13 protein-coding genes and 3 tRNA genes are annotated in these 12,540 nt (G+C 31.3%); 2 read left to right on the top strand and 14 right to left on the bottom strand.

The features are described from left to right. Positions 1-6 precede the first annotated feature (6 nt). On the bottom strand, positions 7-756 hold the full coding sequence (locus tag AAC053_RS06195) for a C40 family peptidase (RefSeq protein WP_339754151.1): 750 nt from the start codon (positions 754-756) through the stop codon (positions 7-9). Between the two features lie 9 nt (positions 757-765). Next, entirely contained in the window at positions 766-1,944 is a 1,179-nt protein-coding gene (locus AAC053_RS06190) for an acetyl-CoA C-acyltransferase (RefSeq protein WP_339754146.1), read from the bottom strand. Positions 1,945-2,058: 114 nt separating this feature from the next. On the opposite strand from AAC053_RS06190, the gene AAC053_RS06185 reads away from it, so the two are divergent. Further along, positions 2,059-4,110, top strand: a complete 2,052-nt coding sequence (locus AAC053_RS06185; protein ID WP_339754143.1) for an HDIG domain-containing metalloprotein — start codon at positions 2,059-2,061, stop codon at positions 4,108-4,110. Positions 4,111-4,497: 387 nt separating this feature from the next. Here AAC053_RS06185 and AAC053_RS06180 read toward each other — a convergent pair. The 3 genes from AAC053_RS06180 to AAC053_RS06170 form a co-directional block, all read right to left on the bottom strand. After that, positions 4,498-4,571: transfer RNA gene (locus tag AAC053_RS06180), tRNA-Arg, on the bottom strand. A 33-nt stretch (positions 4,572-4,604) separates the two neighbouring features. Next, positions 4,605-4,679: transfer RNA gene (locus AAC053_RS06175), tRNA-Pro, on the bottom strand. A gap of 51 nt (positions 4,680-4,730) precedes the next feature. After that, positions 4,731-4,819: transfer RNA gene (locus AAC053_RS06170), tRNA-Ser, on the bottom strand. A 223-nt stretch (positions 4,820-5,042) separates the two neighbouring features. On the opposite strand from AAC053_RS06170, the gene AAC053_RS06165 reads away from it, so the two are divergent. Continuing rightward, the gene (locus AAC053_RS06165; protein ID WP_339754140.1) at positions 5,043-5,636 is read left to right on the top strand and encodes a hypothetical protein; all 594 of its coding nucleotides are present in this window, start codon (positions 5,043-5,045) and stop codon (positions 5,634-5,636) included. Positions 5,637-5,639: 3 nt separating this feature from the next. Here AAC053_RS06165 and AAC053_RS06160 read toward each other — a convergent pair whose 3' ends face one another. The 9 genes from AAC053_RS06160 to tsaD all read right to left on the bottom strand — a co-directional run bounded on the left by AAC053_RS06160 (position 5,640) and on the right by tsaD (position 12,527). Next, positions 5,640-6,821: a class I SAM-dependent methyltransferase gene (locus AAC053_RS06160; RefSeq protein WP_339754138.1), complete on the bottom strand. Its 1,182-nt coding sequence runs from the start codon at positions 6,819-6,821 to the stop codon at positions 5,640-5,642. 7 nt (positions 6,822-6,828) lie between these two features. Continuing rightward, the gene (locus AAC053_RS06155; RefSeq protein WP_339754135.1) at positions 6,829-7,917 is read right to left on the bottom strand and encodes an AI-2E family transporter; all 1,089 of its coding nucleotides are present in this window, start codon (positions 7,915-7,917) and stop codon (positions 6,829-6,831) included. A gap of 61 nt (positions 7,918-7,978) precedes the next feature. Next, a complete protein-coding gene (locus tag AAC053_RS06150; protein WP_339754132.1) occupies positions 7,979-8,485 on the bottom strand; it encodes a TrmH family RNA methyltransferase in 507 nt (168 codons plus the stop codon). A 1-nt stretch (position 8,486) separates the two neighbouring features. Further along, a complete protein-coding gene (locus tag AAC053_RS06145) occupies positions 8,487-8,819 on the bottom strand; it encodes a hypothetical protein (protein ID WP_339754129.1) in 333 nt (110 codons plus the stop codon). 12 nt (positions 8,820-8,831) lie between these two features. After that, complete coding sequence (locus AAC053_RS06140) at positions 8,832-9,383, bottom strand: hypothetical protein (RefSeq protein WP_339754126.1); 552 nt, start codon at positions 9,381-9,383, stop codon at positions 8,832-8,834. Between the two features lie 46 nt (positions 9,384-9,429). Then, on the bottom strand, positions 9,430-10,071 hold the full coding sequence (locus tag AAC053_RS06135) for a DUF4159 domain-containing protein (protein ID WP_339754123.1): 642 nt from the start codon (positions 10,069-10,071) through the stop codon (positions 9,430-9,432). Positions 10,072-10,073: 2 nt separating this feature from the next. Beyond that, positions 10,074-10,778: a 16S rRNA (uracil(1498)-N(3))-methyltransferase gene (locus AAC053_RS06130; protein WP_339754120.1), complete on the bottom strand. Its 705-nt coding sequence runs from the start codon at positions 10,776-10,778 to the stop codon at positions 10,074-10,076. Next, positions 10,778-11,407, bottom strand: coding sequence for a peptidylprolyl isomerase (locus AAC053_RS06125; RefSeq protein ID WP_339754117.1), 630 nt, complete (start codon positions 11,405-11,407; stop codon positions 10,778-10,780). The genes AAC053_RS06130 and AAC053_RS06125 overlap by 1 nt, the downstream gene beginning before the upstream one ends. Positions 11,408-11,504: 97 nt before the next feature. After that, a complete protein-coding gene (tsaD, locus tag AAC053_RS06120; protein ID WP_339754113.1) occupies positions 11,505-12,527 on the bottom strand; it encodes a tRNA (adenosine(37)-N6)-threonylcarbamoyltransferase complex transferase subunit TsaD in 1,023 nt (340 codons plus the stop codon). Positions 12,528-12,540 lie beyond the last annotated feature (13 nt).

Genomic DNA, 12,540 nt, shown 5'->3' with positions numbered 1-12,540 from the left:
CTTTTTTTATATAATCTTTTTAATCACTCTGAGTTTGTGAGTATGCATATTTTTGTCAATATTATAAATACCACTATGATCTAATCTATCAATTCTTACTTTTCCGTGAGCATGTATAATATGATTATCTTCCATAATAATACCTACGTGGATAATGTTACCTTCAGCATTATCAAAAAAAGCTAAATCACCTGGTTCACTTTCTTCAATAAAACTCAATGCTTCTCCTTGTGAAGCTTGCTCAGAAGCATCTCTAAATAATTTATAACCATTGAGCTTATAAACTATTTGAGTAAAACCAGAACAGTCAATGCCAAAAGGTGTTTTTCCACCCCATAAATATGGGGAATTTAAATATAGAAATGAGGTTTTAATAATTTCAGACTTATTTCTTTTTGAAGATAAAATAGATCCATCGAAATTATGATGAAGCAATGCTAAACCATTTAAATCTGATCCTACTGGGATTAGATATAAATTATTTGAAGCATCAGAAACAAACTCAATTAAATCCTTAGAAAGTTTCATGTCAGAATTAGATAATCCTTTATAATCAAATTCTTCAATCTCCTTATACTGTTTATTATCGATCCAACCTTCGTATTTATCAAAAGAGAAACGAATACGGCTCCAATTTTTTCTTTTTTCTAATACTTTAAAACGATCACCATACAAAGCTTGCGTTACCATTTCACTAGTATCGCTTGGCTCTAATCGTATTGGTACAATTCCAAGATTGCAAATACCGTATTGCATAAATAAAATTTAACCACGTTCTAATACCATAGCTGAAGCACCACCACCACCATTACATATAGCAGCAGCTCCAAGTTTAGCATCGTTTTGATGAAGTACATTAATCAGCGTTACTAAAATTCTAGCTCCTGAACATCCAAGAGGGTGACCTAATGAAACCGCACCACCATTAACATTTACATTGCTATCGTTTAAACCTAATATTTTCATATTAGCTAAACCGACTACAGAAAATGCTTCATTAAATTCAAAGTAATCTACATCTTTTATGTCTATGTTAGCTTTTGCTAGTGCTTTTGGCAAGGCTTTAGCAGGTGCAGTAGTAAACCATTTTGGTTCTTGAGCTGCATCAGCATAACTTTTTATAGTTGCAATAGGAGATAAGCCTAATTCATTTGCTTTTTTCCGACTCATTAATACCATAGCAGCTGCACCATCATTAATTGTAGATGCATTTGCTGCTGTTACTGTTCCATCTTTAGTAAACGCAGGTCGTAAAGCAGGGATTTTTTCCATCCTCACATTTGAGTATTCTTCATCTTTATCTACAACAATTGGTTCACCACGACGCTGAGGTACTTCTACAGCTATAACTTCATTACTAAATTTGCCTGTAAGCCAAGCGGATTTTGAGCGTTCGTATGATTGGATGGCATAAGCATCTTGGTCTTCTCTACTAAATTTATATTTCGTAGCACATGCATCGGCACAAACACCCATGGCATTTTTATCATATGCATCTACTAAACCATCTTTTTGCATACCATCTTCAAGTGTTGCTGGTCCAAATTTCGTGCCAGTACGTGCATGATAATAATGTGGAATAGAGCTCATATTCTCCATACCACCAGCAACAACGATTTCTGCATCACCTAATTGTATGGCTTGTGCTGCTTGCATTACAGCTTTCATACCAGAAGCACAAACTTTATTTATTGTAGTACAAGGAACAGTATCAGGAATACCAGCATATATAGCAGCTTGTCTAGCAGGTGCTTGTCCTGTACCAGCTTGCACTACGTTACCCATTAATACTTCATCAACCATTTCTGATTTCAAGTCGATTTTTTCTAATGCAGCTTTAATAGCAATAGCTCCAAGTTGTGGTGCAGGTACTTTAGATAAACTACCTAAAAAACTTCCTATTGGTGTTCTAACGGCAGAAACTATTACAACGTCTTTATTCATTATGTTTATGTTAGATATTAATTGTTGCAAAATTAATCAATTTTTGAGAGATTTAGGAATGAATTATCGATTATAGACCTTTAAAATTTTAATATTTATTACATTTGATTGTATATGAATGTATTTCTCAATAAATGGTATAAAAACCATGCCCTAGTCTATAAGATATTACTGTTCTTGGTAACTACACTTTTTATAGTCTATTTATTTCCAAAAACAGGAAAATTTAGGTACTCTTTTGAAAAAGGTAAACCATGGCAATCGGAGAATTTGTACGCTCCATTCAATTTTGCTATTAAAAAATCCCAAAATGAAATTGAGCATGAAAAGCTTGAAATAGAGAAGAATAGTCCTGTTTATTTTGAAGGTAACATGGACATTGAGCCTAAAGTGTTGTCCGATTATATATACCGATTTAATCAAGCATTTAAAGATTCTAGTTATCTTAATACTCGAAATTCTCATTTATATAAATGGGGAAAATCGTTTGTTGAAAAGCTCTATACTAAAGGTGTTTTAGATCAGGACTACAATTATCCTGATAACAAACCAGCAATCATTGCTACTTCCAACACTTTTCAGAAAGAATTGCAATATGGTAGTTTATACGAACTAAGTGAATTACGTCAACTTATAGAAAAGGACTTTGACAATAACCTTACTGTCGAATATCGAAATAGTATGATTTCTATATTTTTTGATGTAATAAAGCCAAATATAGGATTAAATGAAAGTTTAACTCAAAAAGCACTTGAAGAAGGATTATCAAAAATATCCCTAACAAGAGGTAGTATAGAGCAAGATCAGTTAATAATTTCGAAAGGACAAGTTGTCGAAGATGAACAATACACTATTTTAAATTCTTTAAAATCTGAATACGAATCTCAGGTATGGAATACAGCTAATTATAATTGGGTATTAGTAGCTTATACTTTACTAGTAGCATTGGCACTTTTAATGTTATTACTGTTTTTACGGAAATATAGAATGGAGGTATTTCTAAATAATACTAAGGTAACATTCATTTTCTTTAACATTGCATTAATGATATTATTAACTACGTTAATAATAAACTATAATTCTCAATATATTTATGTTGTTCCATTATGTATTTTGCCATTGGTTCTAAAAGCTTTCTTCGATGCAAGGCTTGGATTGTTTGCACATGTTTTAACGGTTCTGCTTCTTGGTTTCATCGTACCGAACAGTTACGAGTATATGTTTCTTCAAATCATTGCTGGTATTGTTACAATTTTAACAGTTTCCGAACTTTATAAACGTGCTAATCTTTTTATATCCGTTGGACAGATAACATTTATATATATTATTGCTTATTTTGCTTTTTTTGTTATTCACGAAGGGCAATTAACTGGATTAAAATGGGAAACCTTCGGATTGTTTATTCTTAGTGGTTTGGCGACTCTTTTTGTACAACCACTAATCTATATATATGAGAAGATTTTTGGTTTAGTTTCTGATGTGTCATTATTAGAGCTTTCGGATACAAATACTAAACTTTTAAAAGAATTATCGAATAAGGCACCTGGTACGTTTCATCATTCCTTAAATGTTGCTAACCTTGCAGAAGCTTCTGCAAATGAAATAGGTGCAAATTCTATGTTAATTAGAGTTGGTGCACTATATCATGATATTGGTAAAATGAAGAACCCAACCTATTTCACCGAAAACCAGAGTACAATGATTAACCCTCATGATGAGTTATCTAGTAGCGAAAGTGCAAGAATTATTATCGACCACGCTATAAATGGTATTGAAATTGCGAAAAAACACAACTTGCCAGATCGAGTTATTGACTTCATTAGAACACATCATGGCACAAGTCTTGTTTATTATTTCTATATGAAAGAAAAAGCAACAAATGAAGATGTGGATATTAAAGATTTTTCATACCCAGGACCAAAACCATTTAGCAAAGAGACTGCAATTTTAATGATGTGTGATAGTGTTGAAGCGGCATCAAAGAGTTTAAAAGAACCTACGAGTACTAAGATTAATGAATTTGTAGAAAATATTATTAATAAACAAATGGATAATGGTCAATTTCTTAATGCTGATATTACTTTTAAAGAAATTCAATCTATAAAAAAGGTGCTAAAGCATAAGTTAGCAAACATCTATCACCTTAGAATTGAATACCCTGAATAAAACAAAAAAGCACAACATTTCTGTTAAGGTATTCTGTGATCGCACTATTCCGATTGCTAACGGAAAAACCTTGAACCGTCCCGAATTAAATCTAGATGTTCTCTCCTATTCCGTTTAATTAGTAGAATAAGGTAATCTCTTTGTCTTTTATTTTTTATAAGCATTTAGAACAGATAGGCTTCAGGTATTGTAGACAATTCTTGAATATACAATTTCCCAAGGCAGTCCTTTATTTAGTAGACTTACTTCTACCACTATTATGACGTTTGAAATTGTTTTATATATCTGACGTGTGTTCGACATAAATCTGTTCTGTGGTATAGAATATAGATTTTATGCAAAGCTTGTTAAACAAAAAAACCTCACTATTTCTAGTAAGGTTTCTTGTGATCGCACTAGGATTCGAACCTAGGACCGCCTGCTTAGAAGGCAGGTGCTCTATCCAGCTGAGCTATGCGACCATTTAGAGTAGAACTCTAAAAATTCAATAAAAGTCGGGGTGGCAGGATTCGAACCTGCGGCCTCCACGTCCCAAACGTGGCGCGATAACCGGGCTACGCTACACCCCGAAATGGTTATCTTAATGTTACTAACAGTCGCATAAGCTGTAGTAAATTTTGCGGAGAGACAGGGATTCGAACCCTGGGTACCTATTTCTAAGTACGACGATTTAGCAAACCGTTCCTTTCGGCCACTCAGGCACCTCTCCAGTAATAAATGAACGTATTTCAATAAAAATGCGGATGCAAATGTAGCTTTTCATATTAAAGAACGCAACATTTTTTTTGAGTTTTTTACAATAAAATTGCTTCTTATTTAATCTATGAGTATTGTAGTATAAATTTTTTAATTTTTGAGATCTATTTTACCTATTAGATTCATTTTAGTTATTTTTAAATGTTATTAATCATCTTATTTTATAATTTATTATAATGTCTAAATATCAAGAGGATAGATCATTTTCTGATTACATACACAAACATTTGGCAGTTCCTTTGATATACAAATCCATGCAATGGACTGAAGTGCAGCTAAGAAAAGATTATGCAAAGTTTATTGATATGATGGATGGTATAGACTATGTCTTTAGAAATAAAGATTATATTATGAGTGTGCAAGAACGTTTTAGAGAAGTACAATATAGAGACTTTTCAGATTTTACAATCCGTTATAGAAGGGATACTAATAAAATTGAAGAGCGTCATGAGTCTGAATATTATAAAATGAAAGCCCATTATTTTACTTACGGGATTATTGATAGTTCTAAATTAGAATATAAGAATGCTAAAGGCTTTATTAAATATGCTATAATCGATTTGAAAAAGGTTTATGAAAAGTTAGATTCTAATGCCATCTTTATTTCAGATAATGGGAAGAATAAATGCGAGATAGTTGATGATAATCGTATTGAGTGTCCTGTTTTATATAACAGTGATGGCTCATCATCATTTTTTCCTATTGATATTTCTTACCTCGTACAGCTTTGGGGAAGTGATATGGTTATTGCACAAAAAGGATTTCTTTAGTTATTAGCTGGTCTTAGAGCAAATCAAAATTATCTTTTTATTATTTAAGTCTGTTGTAAAGAACAGATAGATATTACCACCATCATTTATATTAAATTTTTTACGAATATCATTTACAGATAATGGAAAATTCCGTGTAGTAATATTCCCTTTTGTAATCCTTTTTTTAGAAAATAATTTTTTATTGAAAAGTAAATGTTTTTCAATCTTGAAAGATCTTCCGGAAAAGTCTATTAAATCTTCTGATGTATAGAGGTGAGAATGCTTATGTAATTTTGGAATATTAAATATATCACTAATAGAGTTAAAAGCACCAGCTTTTAAAATTGCTGAATTGGGTTCGTACAAATAGGTGAGAGGTTCACTATATTCGACTTTTGCAATAGGTTCTTCTTTAAAGATGAATTCAAATTTTTGAATAATATCCTTTTGCAGATTTACAGTTTTTATAACTACTTGTCTGTCATAATTACGTTCTAAAATCCATAGTAATTCTTTCATTTCATTATTAACAGCTATTATATGTACTTCTTTTACATGCTTTAAATCAGAAAGTGTTGCGGTTAAATCTAATAGTGGTGATGTTTTAATCATCACATTGCAAGCATATTTTAAGAATAAATTTTGAAACGTTTTTATGTTTGGAGCACAATCTGAGAGCAGAAACACTTTTTGTTTACTATTATCACGCCTCGAAGGATCAATATATATCCAATCAAATGGTTTGTCTAAACGTTTAAGAACTTCTATCCCATTTTTAGAATAGCAATCAACATTTAAAACACCAAGCGATGCGTAGTTATGCTTTACAATTTTAGAAAGTTTAGTGTTGATTTCGCAATGTATTGCCAGATCTAATTGTTTAGAAAAGTAATAAACGTCAACACCAAAGCCACCTGTAAGGTCAATTAGAGATTTCCCAGAAACTAAATCCGCTTTGTATTTTGCGGTAATCTCTGATGAAGTTTGTTCTATATTTAGTTTGTTTGGATAATAAATATTTTCAGAATTAAACCAGGTCGGTAACTTTCTTTTAGAACGTTTTTTTGCTTCTATTTGTTCTATTATACACTTTGGGTCAACACCTTTAAAAGGTATGCCTTTTAGTAACAAACTAGTGATATCTGAGTCTAAGTTAGAGTTTATAAAGTCTTGAGTTTCTATATTTAGAATGTCTGTAATCACACTAAAATTATAAGCCTTTAGTAAGTTTGCTAACCACTTTGTATTCCGATAAAAATTCTTTAAGTATTACTTTAATAGCAGTGTAAGCTGGTATAGCGACTATCATGCCCATGATGCCAAATAAAATGCCTGCAATTATTATAATTAAGAAAATTTCTAGAGGATGAGATTTAACACTTTTAGAAAAGATAAAAGGCTGACTAAAGAAATTATCTACCAATTGGGCTATAATAAAACCAATCATTACATAAGTCGTTTTTGGTAATATCACCTCACTAAAACTTTCACCTAAGTTACTAGACATACTTAACAATAGCATTAAGAATCCGCTAACCAAAGGACCTACATAAGGCACTAGATTTAATAATGCACATAAGAAGGCAATGACTACTGCGTTATCAATTCTGAAAATAAGCAAGGTTATGGTGTATAAGACGAATAAAATTAATATCTGAAAAATAAGGCCAACAAAATAACGCGACAGTAGGTCTTTAATCTTTGTAAAAGAACGCTTAGAGCGTGTTTCGTTTCCTTTTGGAACCAATGTCATAATCCCTTCTTCAAATAACTTGCTGTCTTTTAAAAAGAAGAATGAAATAAATAAAACTGAAAATAAACCAATACTAAAACTGCCTAAACCACTAATAAAACTATTTAAAAAATCTGGAATAATCGCAAAATCTAATTTAGAAAGCAAGTTAGAATCTTTTATAGATTGCTCAACATCGATATTGTTAAACTTAAAATAGGTTACGATTTCATTGTACAAATCTTCAACATTTGTTTGTAGCTGTTCAATATTTAGTAATGCTAAATTATGACCTTGTTCTGCTACTAATGGAATAAACATACCAACTAAACCAACCAATAATCCAATAAGTAAAACCATGGTGGTTATAACGGCAATTGTATTACTAAATTTAAGTTTTCTTCTTAAGAATAAAACAATAGGTCTGCCAATTAATGAGGTCACTGCTGCAACGGCAACGTAAACAATAACGGATTGAATCTTATATAAAAAGAATAATACCAATGCAACTGCTAACAGAATGCCTAGTGCTCTTAAAATACCGTTTGCTATAGTTTTTGAATTCATGTGTTAAATATAACTAAAGATGCTGAAATATCCCGATAACTATCAGTACAGCAAGACAAATTTAAAAATTAAGTTGTTTGGTAATTTCATAAAGTGTAATACTTGTGGCTTGGACAACATTCATACTACTGTTATTACCATACATATTAATATGAACAACTGCATCCATTTGTTCTAAGATAGATTCTGATACTCCAAAATTTTCATCACCTAGGATTAATGCAATAGGTTGTTCTGTGTTTAATTTGAATTCGCTTAGTACTTCGCTGGTTTCTGTAATTTCTAAAGCAATTAAGTAATAATTGTTTTTCTTTAAATTGTCTATAACAACATCAACATCCTCTACTATTTTATGATTAACATATTTTTCAGTAGAACGCGATGTTTTAGATATGCGTTTTCCTAATAAAACATTCTCGCCACAGAAAATTAGCTCTTCTATGAAAAAGGCATCAGCAATTCTGAGTAAACTACCAATGTTTGGTGCATTAGTAATATTATCGCAAACTAGAGTGATTGGGTGTTTTTGCTTTTTGAAGTTGGAGTTGTAGTGGGTGAGTTGACTCAAATTATTTTACCATTGTTCGATTAAACATACTCGATTTTTTCTTCATTTCAGTAAAAAGCCAAATAGGTATAGAAAAGGTTAATGTAGAAATATAACCAAAATCCCAGAGCAACATTGTTGCTATGGCTGCAACGACAAATCCAATAAATACTAATGTGTAATCACCTTCAGCATACAATCTATTAATATGTTTTTTTGTAAAATGACCACAATGCTTGCAACGTTCATTAAATTCATTACTTCCACGTTCCATTAATAGACCATGTCTATCAGAAGCTTTTGTTTTTATTGTATTGTCCTTTTTACAAGAACGACAACGGTAACTTAATTTCATATCCTTAAAATTCTAAATCATCCCTTTCACAATACCAATTTGGGTCGCAATTTGTAGTGACACAACCGCCTCGAATAAAGATTTTCTTTGCTTTTTTCTTTCCCTTTTTTTCTGCCTTAAGTCCTTTTTATCTTTAAAAAAGATTGGTTTATCCATTATCAATCCATAATATATAGGTAAAACATGATCCTCCTTATTACATATAGGACATGTCTTAATCTCTTTAGACTTATCATATTTACATGTTAAGGAATATGATAGTTTAGCTATTTTTTTAACGTTCTTTCTTTTTATTTCGATTATGTAAATTCTATCAGGTATACTATTAGGTTCAAAAGATATATTTGCCTTGCCAAAATCTAAATTTTTGAATGAGAACTGTAAACTATCATTTACAAAGGTTGAATCAATTTTCTTATCAATTTCAATAAATACTTTAGTCTTATTAGCAACATTTTTATAATCTTCAGGAACATCTAAAACTAACTGACCATTCAATTCTCCTTTTTGAGCTATATTCATTAAAGAAAAGAATAAAAAAGTGAAAATTAGTTTAAATTTCATGTCGTTTGAGTCTTTCTTCTTGGCTCTTTGTTCTTTTCTCTAAAGCTTAATTCTCAAAAGCATACTTAACAATGTTAGCACCCATTTTTAAAGCCTTTTCTCTCACTTCTTCAGGATCATTGTGTACTTCTTGGTCTTCCCAACCATCACCTAAATCGCTTTCAAAAGTAAATAGCAATACTAATCTGCTTTCATAAAATATACCAAAGGCTTGTGGAGCTTTGCCATCGTGTTCGTGGATTTTAGGCAAACCATTTGGGAAATTATACGCAGTGCTAAAAATTTTGTGATCTTTTGTAATCTCTATCAACTCGCTATTAGGAAACACTTTCTTTAATTCTTTTGTAACATAAGGCTCCATACCATAATTGTCATCTATATGAAGAAAACCACCAGAGATTAAATAATTTCTTAAATTCTTAGCATCATCATCACTAAAGAAAACATTACCATGACCTGTCATATGTAACAATGGAAACTGAAAAATATCAGTGCTACCAGTTTCAACAGTCTTAATGTTTTCATTGATATTAGTATCAATATTATCATTACAGTATTTTACCAAATTTGGTAACGCAGTAGGATTACTATACCAATCTCCACCACCTTTGTATTTCAATATGGCAACATCTTGGGAAAAAAGGATAAAAGTAAAGAGAGAAAAGAAAAGAGAGAAAAATATTTTCATGTTTATTCATTTACAAAAGCTACTGAATGACATGCTGCAATAGCTGCTGTTTCGGTTCGCAATCGTGTCTCACCCAAAGTTACAGGAATAAAATTGTGTTGCAAAGCTATTTCAATTTCTTTAACGCTAAAATCACCTTCTGGACCAATTAAAATTAAACAATCTTGATTTTTTTTTAATAGCGATTTTAAAGCTTTCTTATCGGTTTCCTCACAATGAGCAATAAAAGACAGTTCAGAAAATTCTTGATTCATAAAATCTTTTAATGTTATTGGAGTATTAAGTTTGGGTAAATAACATTGTAGTGACTGTTTCATAGCAGACTGAATGATTTTTTCAAAACGTTCTTTCTTTATAACTTTTCGTTCGCTATGGTCACAGATAATAGGAGTAATAGTCTCGACACCTATTTCTGTAGCTTTTTCTATAAACCATTCATAACGATCGTTTATTTTTGTTGGTGCTACAGCTAAATGCAGATTGTAATTTCGTTTAGGTTGTAAAGATTTTGAGATTATATCTACTGAACAATGCTTTATGCCAGCTAAAGTTAATTTGGCTTCAAATAACCAACCATTTCCATTAGTGATATGTAGCTTGTCTCCAGTTTTTTTACGAAGGACTTTTACAATATGGCGGCTTTCTTCTTTATCGAAATTAAAGCTAGTATCGCTTTCAGAAATGTTTGGGTTGTAAAATAATTGCATTAGTCTATAGCTTCTGTAAATTTTAAGATTCTAATTTCTTCAATTAGTTTTGGTTTAAAGGTTTTTAAAATTATGTAGTACCATTTTTTATCTTTTATATCTAGTGTAAATATATCACCAAATTCATGGGTTTTCACTGCATTTTCAAAATCCGTATGCATTAGGCCCTTTTGAAACCAACCTAGATCACCACCTTTTTTTGCATTTATATCCATAGAGTGTATTTTAGCTAGTGCTTCAAATTTATAACCGTCTTTATATTGTGCAATTATTTTAGATCTCTGATTATTAATTTCTTCTAAAGTCATTTTGTTTCCATCAAAATAAATATAGCTTACGCGATGGTGTAAGACGTTGGCTTTATCAATAATTTTATAATAGGTTTTTTTAAAATCTGTTTCTATAACTTTTTTACCACCTTTAGAAAGCTTAAAAAGATCATCTGCTAATCTGGTTTTATGCTTTTCTTTATTAAATGTAAAGAGTTTACTTTTATTAGTTTTTTTATTAGACTTAGCAAATGATTTAGCATCTTCTGGTGTTGAGATACTGTCTAATTCTTGTTCTAAAGATTCTTGTGAAAAACATAGAATAGGAACGAATAATAGAAGTCTTAAAAATGTTTTCATTTTGATAGGATTTAGTTTGGGTTAATTACAAAACAACTAAATTTTAAAATGCAATAGAGGTAAAATGATTTAGCTTATCAACAGATGTTTTAACAATTTATAACTTCAATCGTGCAGTAGCCATAACATCTAAATCCGAAAAATCTTTTTTCAGATACTTTAAATACCCAACAATAGCAATCATAGCTGCATTGTCTGTGGTATATTCAAATTTTGGAATATAGCTAGTCCATCCAAATTTTTGTTCAGCATTTTTTAATGCTCCTCTAATACCAGAATTTGCAGAAACTCCACCACCAATTGCAATGTGATTAATACCAGTTTGCTTTACAGCGAGTCTTAACTTATCCATTAAAATACCAATAATGGTATATTGAATAGAAGCACAAATGTCATTAAGGTGTTCTTCAATAAAATTTGGATTCGCTTTTACTTCGCGTTGTACAAAATAAAGAATAGCAGTTTTAAGACCAGAAAAACTAAAATTTAAACCATCAACTCTAGGTTTAGTAAATTTATAAGCTTTTGGGTTACCAAGTTGTGCGCGTCTATCAATTTCTGGTCCTGCAGGATAACCCAAGCCTAATACTTTTCCGCTTTTATCATAAGCTTCTCCAACAGCATCATCAATGGTTTCACCCAAGACTTCCATTTCAAAATGATCAGTTACTTTTACAATCTGAGTATGACCACCAGAAATGGTCATCGCCAAAAATGGAAAAGGTGGTTTTTTGTGCTCATCTTCAGCAATAAAATGTGCTAAAATATGTGCTTGCATATGGTTAACATCTATCAAAGGAATATTTAATCCATAAGCTAAAGACTTTGCAAATGAGGTGCCTACTAACAAAGAACCCATTAAACCAGGACCTCTTGTAAACGCAATAGCACTTAATTGCTCTTTGGTTATTCTAGCCTTTTCAATAGCTTGATGTACCACAGGAACAATATTCTGCTGATGTGCACGCGAAGCTAATTCTGGCACAACACCACCATATTCTGCGTGTACTTTTTGGTTAGCAACAACATTACTTAAAATGCTGTCGTTACAAAGTATAGCGGCAGAAGTATCATCGCAAGAAGATTCAATACCAAGGATATAAATATTTTCTTTTTCCATAGTCGATATTAGG

The sequence above is a fragment of the uncultured Winogradskyella sp. genome, from assembly GCF_963975125.1.
In the GTDB taxonomy this organism is placed as follows: domain Bacteria; phylum Bacteroidota; class Bacteroidia; order Flavobacteriales; family Flavobacteriaceae; genus Winogradskyella.
Note: the sequence above shows the minus strand (reverse complement) of the source record. Positions and strands in the feature narration are given on the sequence as shown.